This window comes from Pedobacter sp. (assembly GCF_045627485.1).
GTDB lineage: Bacteria > Bacteroidota > Bacteroidia > Sphingobacteriales > Sphingobacteriaceae > Pedobacter.
Genome location: NZ_JAZQNU010000152.1, coordinates 14,107 through 31,969 on the forward strand (window position 1 = coordinate 14,107; position 17,863 = coordinate 31,969).

The following is a 17,863-nucleotide window of genomic DNA, read 5'->3' on the forward strand; positions in this document are numbered from 1 at the left end:
TAGTCATTATTATAATATTTATCAAGTTGTTGGTCAAGATGTTTTGTTAAGAATGTAGAAATAACCAACTTTGGCGCTGTAAATTTTTCACACTGGTTTGAAAATCATAAAAACGATCGCAGCATTAAAAATGCTGCTCGAGCCCCTGAAACGGGCTCAGCAAAAAATAGCGCTGGTACCAACAATGGGTGCCTTGCATAAAGGTCACGTGTCGTTAATCGCAATGGCCAAGAAACAGGCGGACCTGGTAGTGTGTAGTATTTTTGTGAACCCTACACAATTTACCGATACAAAAGATTTGGAGAAATATCCAAGGCCACTGGAGCATGACATTTGCCAGCTTGAAGAAGCAGGTTGCGACGTTGTGTTCATGCCAAGTGTAGAAGAGATGTATCCACAGCCGGAAGAATGGCACATTGATTTAGGTGCAGCAGAATTTTTGCTGGAAGGCGAATTCCGCAAGGGCCATTATCAGGGGGTAACCCAGATTGTTAAGAAGCTTTTTGATGCAGTAGAGCCAGATTTAGCTTTCTTTGGACAGAAAGATTACCAGCAGGTATTGATGATTGAAAAGATGGTACAACGCTTTAATTTAAAAGTAAAGATTGTTAGTTGTCCTATCATCAGGGAAGCCGATGGTTTGGCCATGAGTTCAAGGAATATTCATTTAACTGAAGCAGATCATAAACATGCGCTGGTGTTAAGCAAATCGCTGGAGTACGTGCGTAACAATTTTGAGATAAAGGATATTGAGGAGCTGGTGTCGGACGCAAAAGCAATGATCAATGCAGAGCCAGGGGTAACCCTTGATTACTTTACAATTGTAAACGGAGAGACACTTTTGCCGGAAACCAATAAAAGCGTGCCTAACCTGGTTGCTCTGGTGGCGGCTAAAGTTGGTGAAACCCGTTTAATCGATAACATGTTATTGCATTAACAATTCTATACTTACAATTATTTAAAGTTTAATTAAATTTGCAGAATGATTATCGAGATACTAAAATCGAAAATACACCGCGTTAAGGTAACCCAGGCTGAACTGAATTATGTTGGCAGCATTACCATTGACGAAGATCTTTTGGATGCAGCGAACATCATTGCAAATGAAAAGGTACAAATAGTGAATAACAATAATGGCGAACGCTTTGAAACTTATACCATTAAAGGTGAGCGTGGATCAGGAATGGTTTGCCTTAACGGAGCGACAGCTAGAAAAGTTCAGGTTGGCGACATTTTGATTATTATGTCCTATGGTTCTTTGCCAATTGAAGAAGCGAAAGCATACCATCCCATTTTAGTATTTCCTGACGACAACAACCATTTGCTGAAGTAGTATTGTTTAGAAAATGTTATGCAACCATAATATTTTGGTTTAGAATAACTAAATTTGGCGTAACACATTATTCAAAAAATAATAATTATGCTATTTCAACTAAGTGAAGAACAACTAATGATTCAGCAGGCAGCAAGGGATTTCGCGCAGAATGAGCTTAAGCCTGGAGTGATTGAGCGCGATGAGCATCAAAAGTTTCCTGCCGAACAAGTTAAGAAGTTAGGTGAATTAGGCTTTCTAGGGATGATGGTGTCTCAGGAATACGGAGGAAGCGGTTTAGACGCACTTTCGTATGTATTGGTGATGGAAGAATTATCTAAAATTGACGCTTCTGCCTCGGTTGTAGTATCGGTTAATAATTCTTTAGTTTGCTATGGACTGGAAGCCTTTGGTACCGAAGCGCAAAAGGAGAAGTATTTGAAACCACTTGCCTCAGGAAAGCAGATTGGTGCATTCTGTTTGTCTGAACCTGAAGCTGGCTCTGATGCCACTTCGCAACAAACCACTGCGGAAGATAAAGGTGATTATTATCTTTTAAATGGCACCAAAAATTGGATTACGAATGGTGGCACAGCTTCAACTTACCTTGTGATTGCCCAAACACATAAAGAATTAAAACATAAAGGAATCAACGCTTTCATTGTTGAAAAAGGCATGGAAGGATTTACCATTGGGCCGAAGGAAAATAAGTTAGGTATTAGGGGTTCAGATACGCATTCCTTAATGTTTAATGACGTAAAGGTTCCTAAAGAAAACCGAATTGGTGAAGACGGTTTCGGTTTTAAATTTGCGATGAAAACCCTTGAAGGCGGACGCATAGGTATTGCCGCTCAGGCATTGGGCATTGCTGCTGGTGCTTACGAACTGGCTTTGGAATATTCGAAGCAACGTAAAACATTTGGTAAGCCGATATGTGAACATCAATCTATTGCTTTTAAGCTGGCAGATATGGCTACGCAAATTGAAGCTGCACGTATGTTGGTGTATAAAGCGGCCTGGTTGAAAGATCAGGGAGAATCTTACACGTTGGCAGGTTCTATGGCGAAATTATTTGCTTCTAAAGTAGCCATGGATGTTACGGTTGAAGCGGTACAAATTCATGGAGGATATGGTTTTGTTAAAGAATATCATGTAGAGCGCTTAATGCGTGATGCTAAGATTACCCAGATTTATGAAGGAACTTCGGAAATTCAAAAGATGGTGATTTCCAGGGATATTTTAAGATAAAGAAATAACGAACAACAGTATAAACAGAAAAAGCACCTGATCAGGTGCTTTTTCTGTTTATACTGAGAAGATTGTATTATGCTCTGGAACTGGTCAGACCTCCGAAAATCATTTTTATAATGGCCATTACGATTGCTAATAATGCTGCAGACCAGAAACCCGAAGTGTTAAAACTGGTCATCATGCTGTCTACTAATAAAATCATTAACACGGTGATGATGAAGGAGCACAATCCAAGGGTAAGGATGTTTAAGGGCAGGGTAAATATCCTTAAAATAAATCCAATGGTGGCATTTGCCAGGGCGATAAGAAGTGCGGCAATAATTGCACTTCCGAATCCATCTACGTGTACGCCTGGTGTGATGTATGCTCCTAAGAGCATAGCTAAGCCCATCACTAATATTTCGACAATAAAGCTCATAATAATGTTTAATTTAGTGTAATGATAAAGAGTTTAGTAAAGATAAGGGTTTTAATCACATTAATTGGTTGTTTGTTTGTTGGCTGTAGCATATCAAATAATAAGCCAGTATTGATCGGCTTTACGGCAGATAGTTCAGCTATACGTGTACAGGGTATTAACCCAGTAGGTTTGCTGGAGCTGCAAAACCAAATGGCGAAAGACTCTACATCGGGAGAATGGGTGCGGGTGTTTACAAATGGAAAAGAAGTGCACGGTAAAGTAAGTATGCTGGACGAGGAAATACTATTTTTTCCGGATACTGCTTTTGAAAAGGGGCAGACCTATTTGGTAAGGACGCTGCTGAACACCACCTTTGGTGATACTGATAAGGTGCTTAAAGGAAAAGTGAGTTATCAAATACAACCACAGGAAGTGATGCTGAAGCGGTAATTGGTGTTTGGCCTTAGAAAGGGTGGGCGAGTAAGGTAGTACTTTTTTTTTTGGAAAAGAATACCTATCTTTGCAAAGATATAGAGAATAAGAGGGGGCTGGTGTCCCCTCTTTTCTGTTTTAGCAAAATGGTTATGCAGGTAGAAAACAGAGTAAGAGAACTAGTTGAAGAAAAGATTGCGGATAGACCGGAATTATTTTTAGTGGAAGTAAAAATGCTTCCAAACAATAAGCTAATTATTCATGTAGATGGTGATGAAGGAATTAGCATACAGGATTGTGCTGCCATAAGCAGGCATGTTGGTTTTCATTTAGAAGAGGAGAATACCATTGAACAGGCCTACAATTTGGAAGTATCGTCACCGGGGGTAGGTGAGCCGTTAAAACTGAAAAGACAATATGAAAAGAATATTGGAAGATTGGTTGACGTTAAGCTACCGGGTGGTGATAAAAAAGAAGGTAAGTTGCTTGCCGTTGATGAGGCTGGAATCATGATAGAGGAAAGCGTTAAAGAAAAAGGTAAAAAGGCGCAGCTGGTAGAAACCCAGATTGCGTTTAATAATATAACAGAAGTAAAGGTTTTAATTTCATTTAAATAAAATGAGCAATATTAATTTAATCGATTCGTTTCAAGAATTTAAGGAATTCAAGAACATCGACCGCCCGACAGTGATTAGTGTGCTGGAAGAGGTGTTTCGCAGCATGTTGCGAAAAAAATACGGTACAGATGAGAATTGTGACGTCATTGTTAACCCAGACAACGGGGATTTAGAAATCTGGCGAACCAGAAAAGTGATGGAAGATGGCTTTTCTGAGGACGATGAGTTAGAAATTGAACTTTCTGAGGTGAAGAAATTAGATCCAGATATGGAAGTTGGCGACGACTACATTGAACAGATTACTTTAGAGAGTTTTGGCCGTCGTGCTATATTAGCTGCCCGTCAGACTTTAGTATCTAAAGTACTGGAACTGGAGAAAGACGAAATTTTTAAGAAATATAAAGATAGAGTTGGCGAAATTGTAACTGGTGAGGTTTACCAGGTATGGAAAAAAGAAACTTTAGTGCTTGATGATGAAGGTAATGAGCTGATGATGCCAAAAACCGAACAGATCCCTGCAGATTATTTCAAAAAGGGAGATACCGTTCGTGCAGTTATATCTAAAGTAGATATGATGAACAGTTCACCTAAGATTATTATATCCAGAATTGCCCCAGAATTTTTACAGCGTTTATTTGAAATAGAAGTTCCAGAAATTTTTGATGGTTTGATTACTATTAAGAAAATTGTTCGTGAACCAGGAGAACGTGCGAAAGTAGCGGTAGAATCTTATGACGACAGAATTGACCCGGTTGGGGCATGTGTTGGTATGAAAGGTTCACGTATCCATGGAATTGTAAGGGAGTTAAAAAACGAGAATATTGATGTAATTAATTTTACTAACAATATTTCTTTATATATCACACGGGCGTTGAGTCCGGCGAAGATCAGTTCTATTAAACTTGATGAAGTTACAAAACATGCATCTGTTTACTTAAAACCCGATCAAGTGTCGCTGGCTATTGGCCGTGGTGGACATAATATTAAATTGGCCGGAAAATTGACCGGTTATGAGATCGATGTATACCGTGAAGCAGGAGAAGAAGATGAGGATGTGGATATTGAAGAATTCTCAGATGAAATCGATAGCTGGATTATCGATGAGTTAAAAGCGATTGGTTGTGATACAGCAAAAAGTGTATTGACACTATCGGTAGATGAGTTAGTAAAACGTACTGATTTAGAAGAAGAGACTATAAAAGAAGTTATCAATATTTTAAAATCAGAATTTGAGTAACTGCACTAAATGTGTAAAATGAAGTTGTACAGCATGTGAGAATTTTTAAACAAATAACATACACATGAAATAAAACAAGAATAAACGTTACTTTTGTATAAGAATTAAGAAAAAAGAGGAATATCAATGTCAGACGACAAACCAATAATTTTATTTAAGGCAGTTAAGGAACTTAACGTAGGCATAGCTACGGCCGTTGAGTTCCTGGAAAAGAAAGGCTTCTCTGTCGAGAATAAACCCACTACCAAGCTTTCAAAAGATATGTACGATGCATTATTGAAAGAATTTCAGGGAGATAAAATCGTAAAAGAACAGGCCGATCAAATTGTTATTGGTAAAATACGTCGTGATGAGCCTGATGCAATTGAAAAAGCGCCTGAAGCACCGCAGAAGAATGTAGAGTTCGAAAATGAAGGTGTTTTAGTGAAGAATCTTCATAGCTACAGCCCTCCGGTGGAGAAAGCAAAAGAGGAGCCAGTTGCTGCAAAAGCACAGCCTGCCTCGAAAGCGGAAATCCCTCAGGAACTGTCAACAGAAAAGGCTGAGGAAAGCTCATTACCAGGTGTGAAAATTATCGGGAAGATAAATCTTGATGATTTAAACTCGAAAACACGTCCGGTGAAAAAAGAGGAAACTCCAGCTCCGGCTGCCACCCCTCCTGAACCTGCTCCAGTAGCAGAAGTTAAAACAGAAGCGCCTGCGCCAGTTCCAGTACCAGAAGTGGTGAAAGAATCGCCGAAAGTTGAAAAGAAGGAAGAAGCACCTGCAGAAGTTAAAGCAGAATCGAAACCTGAAGTAAGTCAGGCTGCTCCTGCAGTTAAGGCAGAAGAAAAACCTGCTCCTGCAGACAAGCCAGTAGTTAAACCTGCGGTGGTTGTTAAAGCAGAGCCAGCCAAAGAAACACCGACTGCACCGAAGGTTAATAAACCAGATGAAGTAGAGGTGATTAAAGCCAGGTCTGTGAAATTGACCGGTCCGAATATTATTGGTAAAATTGTATTGCCAACAACGCCTGACCGTAAGTCGTCACCAATCGCTTCCTCAAATGATAGCGAGAGTGCTAAGCGCAAGCGTAAACGCAAAAAGACACCAGGAACTCATCCAACATCTGGACAAGCTTCAGGTGCAGGTACACCTACACAAGGTGGCGGTGGAACAAATCCACCAAAACCTGCTACGCCACCGACGTTTACCAATAGACCAGATTTTAGAAATAACACAAATAATACTGCCAACAGGCCTAATTTTAGAAACAGCAAGCCAGGTGGTTTCGGTGGATCTAAAGAAGAACCTACGGAAAAAGAAATACAAGACCAGATTAAAGCCACGCTTGCACGTTTAAGTGGAGCAGGTAAGTCTGGTAAGTTTGCACAAAGAGCGAAACTTCGCCGTCAGAAACGTGACGATGTTGCTTTATCTGCAGACGAATTAGCGTTAGAAAAAGAAGCTCAATCCAAGGTATTAAGGGTTACGGAATTTGTTACGGCAAATGAACTAGCCACGATGATGGATGTGCCAGTTACCAAGATTATTGGTACTTGTATGAGTCTGGGGATGTTTGTATCTATTAACCAACGTTTAGATGCAGAAACCCTAACAATTGTTGCTGATGAGTTTGGTTACGAAATTCAATTCATTAAACCAGATGATGAAAGTGATATTTTAGTTGAAGAAGAAGATGCGCCAGAAGATTTAGTACCAAGAGCACCAGTTGTGACTATTATGGGTCACGTGGATCATGGTAAGACTTCATTGTTGGATTATATACGTAAAGCGAACGTGGTAGCCGGTGAAGCAGGTGGTATTACACAGCACATTGGTGCTTATATGGTAACAACACCAACCGGCAAAAAAGTTACGTTCCTGGACACTCCTGGTCACGAGGCCTTTACCGCGATGCGTGCTCGTGGTGCTAAAGTAGCAGATATTGCTATTATTGTAATCGCTGCAGATGATGCTGTAATGCCTCAGACAAAAGAAGCGATTAACCACGCTCAGGCCGCAGGTGTTCCTCTGGTATTTGCGTTTACAAAAATTGATAAACCAGGAGCGAATACTGAACGGATTCGTGAACAATTAGCAGCGATGAACATTCTTGTTGAGGATTGGGGTGGTAAATTCCAGTCGCAGGAGATATCAGGTAAAAGTGGTCTGAACGTAGACCTGCTTCTAGAGAAAGTTTTATTAGAAGCAGAATTTTTAGACCTTACAGCTAATCCTAAAAAACGCGCTACGGGAAGTGTGATTGAAGCAACCTTGGATAAAGGTCGCGGAATTGTAACCACCGTTCTTGTTCAGGCAGGTACATTGAAAGTTGGTGATCCTATTTTAGCTGGAAGTTACAGCGGACGTGTAAAAGCGCTATTCAACGAACGTGGACAGAAAGTGGTGGAGGCCGGTCCTTCAGTGCCGGTGCAGGTTCTGGGTATGCAAGGTGCGCCTACAGCGGGTGATCGCTTCAATGCATTGGAAAGTGAACACGAAGCAAGAGAGATTGCAAACAAACGTTTACAGTTGATGCGCGAACAAGGGTTACGTACACAAAAACATATCACTTTAGATGAGATCGGTCGTCGTTTGGCTATTGGTAACTTTAAAGAACTGAACCTGATTATCAAAGGTGACGTGGATGGTTCAATTGAGGCGTTATCTGACTCGTTATTGAAACTGTCTACTGAAGAGATTCAGGTGAACATCATTAGCAAAGCAGTTGGACAGATCTCAGAGTCCGACGTATTGTTGGCTTCTGCATCTGATGCGATTATTATCGGTTTCCAGGTACGTCCTTCAACAGGAGCACGCAAATTAGCTGAAGCTGAACAAATCGATATCCGTCTGTACTCAATCATCTATGATGCGATCAATGAGATCAAAGCTGCGATGGAAGGTATGTTGGCTCCAGAATTTGAAGAGAAGATTACTGCTAATGTGGAAATCAGAGATGTCTTCAAAATCACTAAAGTGGGTACAATTGCCGGATGTATGGTGTTGGATGGTAAGATTACCCGTAACAGTAAGATCCGTATCGTTAGAGAAGGTGTAGTAATTTACACAGGTGAGTTAGCTTCACTTAAACGTTATAAAGACGACGTGAAAGAAGTGAGTGCTGGTTACGAGTGTGGTTTGAATATCCAAAACTTTAACAACATTGAAGTTGGAGATATTGTAGAAGCTTACGAACAAGTAGAAGTGAAAAGGAAGCTATAATCCTTAAAACATAAAACTTTAAAAACCGCTGGAGTTAAATACTTCAGCGGTTTTTTTATACAATACAATCAAGGAGAGATTAAAGTGCAATCCAGGTTTCTGGAGTTGCCATGCTTTCTTCGGTTTGATGATCATTGACCCACTTTTTCGGGTAGACAACAATTTTTGATTGATTGGGGTTAAGCCACGCTGCCCACCAGCTAAAGCTACTGTTAGCGATGATATTGTGTTTACAAGCACTCATGAGCTGCATGTCGATATAACTTTTCTGACCAGTATTCCAAGTGATAAACGCTGCGTTTGTAAGTCCAAGGTGCTCCTTGCACCATGCAATGTCATCTGAAAATATGAAAAATTTCGGTGAGGCTACCTTCATTTGTATTAATTCAATTGCTGCCTGATAATAATCAACTCCGCACAATCCACCAAGAAGTGGATCCTTGAGATAATCACCCCTTCTGACATGGATAGCGATGCTCTGAGATTGATTGATTTGTGCTAAAGTTTGCTGGTTTGTACCGGTGAGTTTCTTTTTGAAGTTAAAGTCACTCCTCAACTCATCGGCAATGCGTTCAAAATACTGAAGATTTTGCCAATATCCCCAATAGTATCGTGGCTTTGGATCAGTTAATATAGACGGATCGAAAGCAAAAAGTGATTTTTCTTCTTGATACGCATTTTTTACGTTTAATATTCTCCTAAGCTTTCTGTAGACCCATTTCCTGTTATGTTTAATGTATATGTTTCTGGTAAACGGGTTTATTGTTTTCAACTTTATATTGAATACATTTTCCAGCTCAAAACCATTATGTAAAGAATAGTTTTGATAACCATGGAGGTCAGCCTTAACATTTGAAAATTCCCTTTGAAGTGCCTTGTATAAAGCGTATTGAAACATTTGATTGCCTAATCCGCCTAAAAATTGAACGATTTTCATGGAGTAACTGATAGCCTTTAATTGTTGTATTATCTGGATATGGTTCCTATTCCTCTTAAAGATAGTTTAAATGATTTTCTGAACTGTTTTGCTGTCATATATTTGAACTTAAACAGGCCGCTATTGAAAAGTAAAGCTAATGCATTCCCTTTCGGTTTTTTTATCATAAGAATAGTATACCAATAGTCGTAAAGCCATTTTTCGAAAGTATCTTCTGGATATATTTTTAATTTGCGATTTGCTGACTTTATTTTTGAGAAGAGTGATAAATAGTCGGAAAAGTTAAACTGCTGAAAATTGGAAACAAGGAGGCTATAGTGAACTTCAATGAGCCTTTGATTTGCTTCGATATGAAGTCTGTTCAATTGGTTTTTCTTTATCTCATGCACTTTAATGCTTCCTGTGGAAGCGTGAACGACTGAGGTGTTGTGATCATGATCCCTGTATCTAACTAAGACTGCGTCAATATTGTCCACAACATATTTATCAGCTATACGAGTAAATAGTTCATAGTCTTCGGCAGGTGCAAATTCACGATAACCACCAAGTTCCAGGAGTACCTCTTTTTTGTACATCACAGTAGAATTTACGAAAGTGTTCCAAAATAGTAGTGTGATTTTGATGTTTTCACTTCCTAAAGGCACAGTTAACCTTGGCGTTTCAATAGGCTCTCCCAAATGGTTAATAACCTTCCCATGACCACCACATAATGCGAGTTCAGGATTTTTTTGAAAATGCTCATATTGTAATGCTAAACGGTTGGATATTGCAATGTCATCGCTGTCCAGGATAGCGATATATTCACCTCTCGCCTCTTTTAGGAGCACGTTTCTTGTGTAAACTAACCCTCTGTTTCTATCATTATGTAATAGCCTGATGCGAGGATCATGAAATTTACTGATCATTTCAACCGTCTCATCCGTAGATCCGTCGTTAACGATTAGTAATTCAAAGTCTTCGAACGTTTGATCCAGAACACTTTGAATTGCTTCAGTAATATATTTGGCTGCGTTGTATGCGGCCATAAAAACAGTTACTTTTGGAAACATATAATACAAAGATAGCTTGAAAAAAAGAATTTTATTCATCACCCAGCACCTGGGCAGAACAGGTTCTGAAATGGTTTTATGGTATCTGTTGAGAAATTTAAATAGTCGAGATTACGATGTTTCTGTATTCTGCATCAGGAAGGGTGAATTATTTGATCAGTTACCGGATTTCATTGAAAAGCACGTAATGTATAAGCATAGCCCTAAATGGACGGATAGGGCCACAAGACGCATCGTTAGGTTTTTTGGTAAAGATCCATTCCAACATCAATTAGATGCCATACAGCGCAATTTTAAAGCGGATATGTGGTATGTTAACACGGTGGCTGTTTCTGAAGTGTTTAATTTACCCCGGCCCGAGGGCGTCAAAATAGTTACGCATATTCATGAATTTTTGAGTGCCTTTGGTGATGTTAGGCGCCAGACACTTGAAAGGGTGTTTTCTTATTCTGATGCTTTGATCGGTTGTTCTACTATGGTATGCGACAAAATAAGTGATCTTAACGATGCAAATGTGTATTTGCAAAATAGTTTTATCGATACAGACACGATTCATACTGACCCACAAAAGATACAAGAGATAAAAAATCGATTGGGAATTTTACCTGATGATTTTGTATGGGTAGTTTCTGGGGGCGCAAGATACATGAAGGGACTCGACTACGTATTGCCTATATTATCGCATTTCAACGACAAGCGCGTAAAAATCTTATGGTTGGGGCCTCAACTGGATAATGGGCTTGAATTTTACGTTAATAATGTAGCTCAAAAAAAATTTCCTAACCGATTAATTTTTGCGGGTGACTTATCTGACGACTATTATAATTATATGTCTGTTTCAAATGGATTTCTTTTGTTATCTAGAGAGGAAACATTTTCTCTTGTAATGGTGGAAGCTGCCTTTTTAGGAATTCCTATGGTGGCCTTCAAAACCGGTATCGCAGAGCAATTAATTAAACCCGGAATGGGCATCAGTGTAAATCATGGAGATTTAAAGGCCCTGTTAACTGGAATGGAAAATATACATCATAGTTTGGATATCGATGTTTCTAAAATAAAGGATGCTGCCAGGCTATATGATGTTAAAAATCAATTACCTCTATATAAGGCTTTACTTGACCAGCTATTTGTACAGCTAGCCCCCAATAAATAACGGAATAATGTATTATCTAAAACAGATCTTACGTATACGGTTAAGGCGGCTTAAATACGATTTATTCCTTACCGTAAAATGGTGAATGAGTTTATAGTACTTCACCATAAAAACGACAAAACGCCAGTCTCTTTTGTCGTTTTGATAATTCGATAGCTGGTGATAGATCAGTTGGATTTCTTTTGAGTTTCTAAGACTTTTAAACGACAAACAATGCGTAATCCATTTAAGATTATATTCTGCAGATCTATTGTGTTTTTGATTATTTGATGATTTTAACGCTAAAGAATCTGTTATACTCAACTCATGCTGTCTGTATTTTACGAGGATATCTGGTATAGCTTTAATTTTGCCTATAGTTATAGCAACGAATGCAATCCACCAGTCATGGTAAAATTCCTTGTGGAAAGGTAAAATATGCGGGACCAATTCTCTACGGAACATAGTAGTATGGCCTGGGATACAGTTTGCGATTAAAAACGGTATATTGCTTGAGCCATCGTATTTTCCAAAGTGATCGTACAAGTTCTTCTCACCTATAATATTATCGTGCTCATCGATAAAAACCGAATTATGATAAACAAGGGTGTAATCCTTCATCTGGTTATACAAGGTATCAATTTTTGTTTCCAGCCAAATGTCATCCTGATCACTCATGGCGATATAATCGCCCGAACACTGTAGGATAGCTTTTTCAAAATTCTTTACAAAACCTAAGTTTTCCTCATTTTGAATAACCTTAAAGAAGCTGTATTTTTCTGCATAACTATATAGAATGTCTAATGTGCGATCTGACGATCGGTCATCAACGGCAACAATTTCGATAGGATGATAGGTTTGTTTTACAAGGCTATCTAATTGCTTCTCTAAATGTTTTTCACCATTATAAGTGCATAATGCAATAGAAATTAATGGCTTTGTTATTAAGCTCATTATAAGAATATTTAATAGTTATTGGCTTATGTTAAGCTGTTTATTTAAGCTTCAATCCCCAAAGGTGTTTGAAAATAAAGTTTGTATTGCTGAAGGCATTTTTTTTAGAGATGCATAAGAATGATTGATAATGTTCAAACATGAATGTGATCAAGTTAAAATTTATAGGTAAGGTCAGTCGCTTGCGATAAATTTTCACCAATCGCCTGAGGAAGGCAGGTTCTTTATTGAACTTAAAGTTACTCATGGTTTCAAACCCTGCAAGCGTAGATAAAATTTTGTTTTTCCCTGAAACATAATCTATCGGTTTTCGGTCTGATACCTTCAATATATTGGTTCTGGCATGATCATGTTGCCTGTATTGGACTAAGGGCCTTGCGATATAACTGATTGTGCCCAGATTAGCAGCGACGTATGCTATCCAATGGTCATGGTAAATGCTAACCGGAAGCGGCAGAATATAAGGAACCAAAGACCGTTTAAACATGCATGCGTGTCCAGATACTGAATTAAAAAACAAAAAAGGCTTATAATTGTCACCAGCATACATGTTAACGACATCTGACATGTTTTTATTTAAGGATTGTCCGTTTTCTTTTATGAAAGCAGAATCATGATAAATTAGCTGGTTTTCGCCAATTTGAGCTTCCATTAGGGTTAGTTTTTCTGGCATCCAAACATCATCCTGATCACATAATGCAATTAGGCTACCCTTACTTAATAGTATTGCTCTTTCGAAACTTTTTCTAAAGCCAATATTTTGTTGATTTTCATGAATAGATATAAAAGGGAATTTTTCAGCATATTCCTGTAGAATGCTCAAAGTCGTATCTGAGGAAGCATCGTCTACGGCGACAATTTCCTTACTAGGATAATCCTGATTGACCAGCGTATCTAATTGCTCACGCAGAAATCGGTCCCCATTAAATGTGCATAAAGCAATGGAAATTAAAGGCTTTTCTAACATAGTATAGGGTTATATGCCTGTAATTTCATCCAGGCTAATTTTAAAATCCATTTTTGCCGAGTAATCTTGTTCAGGCTAAATGGATTTTCTAACTGCTAGAACGCTGATCAAGTCTAGAACGCTACAAAAAAAGTGTTTATTGTATAAACCTTAAATAATTCGATAATCAATGGTGTTTTCCCTATTAGAAATCCAATATCATCGCTATTAGAAAATTTTTTGTTCTATTTTTCTGGTGGCTAACCAGGAAAATAGATTCTTATAGGTGAATTCGCCATTCTCCGAAAATAAAGTTTACTCCATTGAACAATCTAGCCGTACTTAACCCGAATTTAGTTATTAAATGCCTGCATTTCAATCAGACGTTTATATAAGCCGTTTTGTTTAAGCAATTCACTGTGACTACCGGTTTCCATAACCTGTCCCTGGTCAATTACGACAATCTGATCGGCATGTTGAATGGTACTTAATCGGTGGGCAATTACAACCGATGTGCGGTTCTTCATGAGGTTGTTTAACGCCTCTTGCACCAATTTTTCCGATTCCGTATCTAATGCTGACGTTGCTTCGTCTAGAAGCATAATAGGTGGATTTGCAAGAACTGCACGGGCGATACAAATACGTTGTTTCTGTCCTCCTGATAAGCGATTGCCTCGATCGCCAACATAAGTGTCATAACCTTTTTCCTGATTTAAAATAAATTCGTGTGCATTGGCAATTTTTGCAGCACTAATGACTTCCTCTCTTGTTGAATCCGTCTTTGCAAAAGCGATATTATTATAAATGGTGTCATTGAAAAGAAAAGACTCCTGGTTTACGATGCCCATTTGTGCCCTAAGGCTTTCGGGTAAAATGTCCTTATAATCTATACCATCTATTTTAACCGTTCCTTTTAAAGGGTCATAGAACCTCGGAATTAGATCCATTAATGTACTCTTTCCGCCTCCAGAAGGACCCACCAAGGCGATGCTTTTCCCTTTTTTAATATTTAGGTTAATGTTTTTTAAAACTTCTTTTTGCCCATAATTGAAACATACATTTTCTAAGGTGATAGAATCCTTAAATCCTGTGAGCTCAATTGCATTGGGTTTAATAACAAGATCGGGTTTGGTATCTACTAGTTCTAAAACGCGCTCACCTGCTGAAATCCCGGAATGTATGCCACTGAACGAATCACTAATTGCCTTAACAGGTTGCATAACCTGAGAAAATATAGCAATATATAAGATGAATTGTGAAGGCGTGAACTCATTGCTGCCATTGATAACCAAATTTCCACCGTAAAGTACTATGAAAACTACAACCAGGACACCTAAGGTTTGTGATACGGGAGAAGCAAGTTGTTGTCGGCGAACCATTTTCCTATTAATGGTAGAATAAAATTCATTCTCTTTTTGAAATTTATCTTTAATAAGTGAAGTCGCATTAAAGGCCTTAATGATTTTCATGCCACTAAGCGCTTCATCAAGGAAGCCAATCATTCGGGCAAAGGACTCGTGGGACTGAGTAGCCTGCTGTTTTAAGCGTTTGACAATTTTACTGATGATCAAACCGCAAACTGGTATAATTAACAATGAAAATAAGGTCAGTTTAACGGAGATACTAAGTAATACAATGATATAAAAAATTAATTGCAGAGGTTCTTTGAAGACTACCTGAAGCGTATTCGTTACCGTAAATTGTACGACCTGCACATCTGAGGAGACTTTTGAAATGATATCACCTTTCCTTTCGTTGTTAAAATAACCAATGTCCAGGTTCATCACATTGTTAAATACTTTTTTTCGCAGGTTTAATAAAGTATGTACCCTTAAATCTTCCATGAAACGTTGGGAGAGGTAACGAAAAAAGTTGGAAAGTACCACTGAAATCAGAATAACTGCACAAACAATCTCAAGCGTTTTGGATTTGCCATTTGTTTGAATGGAGTTGTCTATGAAGAGTCTGAATTTAGATAAAAAATCGAAATCAGATGAAACTGTATTAACTGTACTGGATGATATAGCAGTTTTAGAGGCAAATAAAGTGTCTAATAGTGGTGCTAACAAAGTAAAGTTAAAAGTGTTAAAGAATACAGAAAGCAGTGTTGCTATAATATATGGTATCGCAAATTTTTCAATTGGTTTGGCAAAGGAAAGCAATCTGAAATAAGTTTTCATCAAAAAGTTTTTAGGTGCAAAGTTAAGATTCTATTTAATATCGATACCGGTTACAAATACTTGATTGTTTTTGTAGAAACTGAATGGTTTATTATGTCAATTACTTTATCTACATCCAAATCTGATTGATAGTCGCTCTTAAATTGATTAATATTATTTCTTGAACACTCGATTTTTCTCTGATATTGTAAATATTGTTTATAGCTGGAGTATATCCAAGCTTTACCAACCAGTATTTTTGGTAAAACTTCTAGAAAGAATGTATAAGCTGGCCATAAATTCTGGCGCCAGCCTTTGAGGTGTATGCCATGGAAAATAAAGCGATTTCGGAAATAAATTGTTTTTATAAATGCGGATTTTATTTGTTTTCTGATACTGCCACTTACCTGGTGATAGCAAATGGATTGGTGTTCATAATAACACTTCCAACCTAATAACCAAGCGCGCAAACAGAGGTCATAATCTTCAAAAGTGAAAGGAGAGTAAATCTCATCAAAGCCATTGAGTGCCTTTAGTTTTTTTGTGTCAATTAAGGCATTTGCGCCTGATAAATAAGCTGTATATACATCCTCATCGTTAATTTCGGTGCTAAAATAAAACCTGTTAGCTTTTATCCGGCAGCCTTGATAGAACATGATTCTGGCGGCATCCTCTATAGTTGATCCGTCTGTACTCATTATTCTTCCCATTACACCGAATGTGTCTTCACGTTGAAAGTAGCTCCATTGTTTTTCGAAGTAATCCGGGGTAAGTTTTACGTCGGAGTTTAACAATAAAGTAAGTTCGTAGCGTGCTATGGCTATGCCTTTATTACAAGTGTATGAAAATCCCCGGTTCCTTTTATTTACCAATAAGTGGATTTGGGGATATTTATTTTTTATAAAGGATATGCTCTCGTCAAATGAGGCGTCGTCAACGATGATAATTTCAAAACTAACGTTAGCATTTTCCAATGCTTCGAAAACTGATGGTAAGTATAACTCAAGCAGGTGTTTGCCGTTATAGTTGGGGATAATTACGGAAAGACTTTTCTTCATGAAGTTGATTTGAAAGGATGAGCCGCCCCTTATTTTATTATTATGTAGTTTTTGTATTCTCCGATTCTCCATCCAGTGACTTGTTCAATGCGGTGTAAAAGCAGACGTCGGAAGGATAGGGCGATTTTTTTTGGATTATGTTTGAACACCCAGTCTTGAGAGGCAATGGTTTGGTGCATCGTCGCTGGATGTGTGCTTTCGAATGGGGCTAAAATATCAGCAACTGTTTCAAAATCGAACGTTTGAAAAGATTTAAATTGTTTATCTGTCTTTTCTTTATTTTGATAATAATTGTTGAATCGTTTGACTTTTCCAAGTAATAAATCTGGGTTTCTGCAATATGAATAATGGAAAATTTTGGCATTAAGTAACTTTACATGGAGCTTTCTGCTATTGATTTGACTAATGTAATCTTCAGCAGAAGGATAGATTCTAAAACCTTGAGAATCTTTATAGGAATAGATATCAGACCTGTTTCTTATGATTCTAATTTCTCTACGATGCCATCGCCTAGTGGTACCAATATGTTTATAGTCACCTATAAAATGATAAAAATCAAAGAGAAATCCTTCTACAGTTTGATCTTCAAGATTGTTTCGCATAGCTTTAACAATCTCCGGTAAATCAGCCTCATGAAATACTTCATCAGACTGAATATGAAATGCCCAGTCACCGGTGCAAGCCTTTAATCCAATATTAGCTTGTTGAGCAAAGACTTTTCCTCCTTTAATTAATTCATCGTCCCAAACCGTATCTATAATTTTTATTTTCGGAGAACCTATTGCTGCAATTGCTTCCCTGGTTCCATCATCAGATTTTCCAATTACAGCAATAAATTCATCACATATTGGTAATATAGAATTGATAGATTCTATAACAGGATATCCATATTTGAAGCTATTGCGCATATAAGTGAATCCACTTACTTTCATCATAAAGAAATATGTTTAATCTGCAAAGGTAAGTTAATCCGATTTAAAGAATGGCGTAGTAAGTTGTTTCTTTTTCCAATGATCGCCACTTTTGTATAAAAAGAACTAACCTAGTTTATATTTTACTTTCAGATGCCCCTGATAGTCTGTCCCAAATAGCCGGTAAGAGATGTTAGGTTTTTCTTTTAGGCATAAATTTATAGCATCGCTATAAACCTGGGGTCCGGTCATTTTATGGAC

General features: G+C 38.0%; 16 protein-coding genes. 8 read left to right on the top strand and 8 right to left on the bottom strand.

All coding sequences use genetic code 11. The features are described from left to right. Nucleotides 1-97: 97 nt before the first annotated feature. From panC to ACR2F3_RS12020, 3 genes are all read left to right on the top strand, one after another. On the top strand, nucleotides 98-937 hold the full coding sequence (gene panC / locus ACR2F3_RS12010; RefSeq protein ID WP_432710213.1) for a pantoate--beta-alanine ligase: 840 nt from the start codon (nucleotides 98-100) through the stop codon (nucleotides 935-937). Nucleotides 938-982: 45 nt separating this feature from the next. Beyond that, nucleotides 983-1,333 carry an aspartate 1-decarboxylase gene (gene panD / locus ACR2F3_RS12015; protein WP_432710214.1) on the top strand — a complete coding sequence of 117 codons (351 nt, stop codon included), beginning with the start codon at nucleotides 983-985 and terminating at the stop codon, nucleotides 1,331-1,333. A gap of 87 nt (nucleotides 1,334-1,420) precedes the next feature. Further along, nucleotides 1,421-2,560, top strand: coding sequence for an acyl-CoA dehydrogenase (locus ACR2F3_RS12020; RefSeq protein WP_432710215.1), 1,140 nt, complete (start codon nucleotides 1,421-1,423; stop codon nucleotides 2,558-2,560). A 76-nt stretch (nucleotides 2,561-2,636) separates the two neighbouring features. Here the strand turns inward: ACR2F3_RS12020 and ACR2F3_RS12025 are convergent, their stop codons facing one another. Then, entirely contained in the window at nucleotides 2,637-2,981 is a 345-nt protein-coding gene (locus tag ACR2F3_RS12025; RefSeq protein ID WP_432710217.1) for a phage holin family protein, read from the bottom strand. Between the two features lie 21 nt (nucleotides 2,982-3,002). On the opposite strand from ACR2F3_RS12025, the gene ACR2F3_RS12030 reads away from it, so the two are divergent. The 4 genes from ACR2F3_RS12030 (at nucleotide 3,003) to infB (ending at nucleotide 8,456) form a co-directional block, all read left to right on the top strand. After that, the gene (locus tag ACR2F3_RS12030) at nucleotides 3,003-3,413 is read left to right on the top strand and encodes a hypothetical protein (RefSeq protein ID WP_432710218.1); all 411 of its coding nucleotides are present in this window, start codon (nucleotides 3,003-3,005) and stop codon (nucleotides 3,411-3,413) included. Nucleotides 3,414-3,547: 134 nt separating this feature from the next. Then, nucleotides 3,548-4,012: a ribosome assembly cofactor RimP gene (gene rimP, locus ACR2F3_RS12035; protein WP_432710230.1), complete on the top strand. Its 465-nt coding sequence runs from the start codon at nucleotides 3,548-3,550 to the stop codon at nucleotides 4,010-4,012. 1 nt (nucleotide 4,013) lies between these two features. Continuing rightward, nucleotides 4,014-5,249 carry a transcription termination factor NusA gene (nusA, locus tag ACR2F3_RS12040; protein WP_432710219.1) on the top strand — a complete coding sequence of 412 codons (1,236 nt, stop codon included), beginning with the start codon at nucleotides 4,014-4,016 and terminating at the stop codon, nucleotides 5,247-5,249. A gap of 126 nt (nucleotides 5,250-5,375) precedes the next feature. Continuing rightward, complete coding sequence (gene infB, locus ACR2F3_RS12045; protein ID WP_432710220.1) at nucleotides 5,376-8,456, top strand: translation initiation factor IF-2; 3,081 nt, start codon at nucleotides 5,376-5,378, stop codon at nucleotides 8,454-8,456. A 79-nt stretch (nucleotides 8,457-8,535) separates the two neighbouring features. Here infB and ACR2F3_RS12050 read toward each other — a convergent pair whose 3' ends face one another. Then, on the bottom strand, nucleotides 8,536-9,456 hold the full coding sequence (locus ACR2F3_RS12050; protein WP_432710231.1) for an alpha-1,2-fucosyltransferase: 921 nt from the start codon (nucleotides 9,454-9,456) through the stop codon (nucleotides 8,536-8,538). Continuing rightward, entirely contained in the window at nucleotides 9,423-10,481 is a 1,059-nt protein-coding gene (locus tag ACR2F3_RS12055) for a glycosyltransferase family 2 protein (protein ID WP_432710221.1), read from the bottom strand. The genes ACR2F3_RS12050 and ACR2F3_RS12055 overlap by 34 nt, the downstream gene beginning before the upstream one ends. Between ACR2F3_RS12055 and ACR2F3_RS12060 the strand changes: the two genes are divergently transcribed. Further along, entirely contained in the window at nucleotides 10,459-11,595 is a 1,137-nt protein-coding gene (locus ACR2F3_RS12060) for a glycosyltransferase (protein ID WP_432710222.1), read from the top strand. The genes ACR2F3_RS12055 and ACR2F3_RS12060 overlap by 23 nt on opposite strands. 12 nt (nucleotides 11,596-11,607) lie before the next feature. On the opposite strand, the gene ACR2F3_RS12065 is transcribed toward ACR2F3_RS12060, so the two are convergent. The 5 genes from ACR2F3_RS12065 to ACR2F3_RS12085 form a co-directional block, all read right to left on the bottom strand. Further along, nucleotides 11,608-12,528, bottom strand: a complete 921-nt coding sequence (locus tag ACR2F3_RS12065) for a glycosyltransferase (RefSeq protein ID WP_432710223.1) — start codon at nucleotides 12,526-12,528, stop codon at nucleotides 11,608-11,610. A gap of 40 nt (nucleotides 12,529-12,568) precedes the next feature. After that, entirely contained in the window at nucleotides 12,569-13,495 is a 927-nt protein-coding gene (locus tag ACR2F3_RS12070; protein WP_432710224.1) for a glycosyltransferase family 2 protein, read from the bottom strand. A gap of 332 nt (nucleotides 13,496-13,827) precedes the next feature. Then, nucleotides 13,828-15,654, bottom strand: a complete 1,827-nt coding sequence (locus ACR2F3_RS12075) for an ABC transporter ATP-binding protein (RefSeq protein WP_432710225.1) — start codon at nucleotides 15,652-15,654, stop codon at nucleotides 13,828-13,830. A 50-nt stretch (nucleotides 15,655-15,704) separates the two neighbouring features. Then, entirely contained in the window at nucleotides 15,705-16,691 is a 987-nt protein-coding gene (locus ACR2F3_RS12080) for a glycosyltransferase family 2 protein (protein WP_432710226.1), read from the bottom strand. Nucleotides 16,692-16,720: 29 nt separating this feature from the next. Beyond that, nucleotides 16,721-17,626: a glycosyltransferase gene (locus ACR2F3_RS12085; protein ID WP_432710227.1), complete on the bottom strand. Its 906-nt coding sequence runs from the start codon at nucleotides 17,624-17,626 to the stop codon at nucleotides 16,721-16,723. Nucleotides 17,627-17,863: the final 237 nt, after the last annotated feature.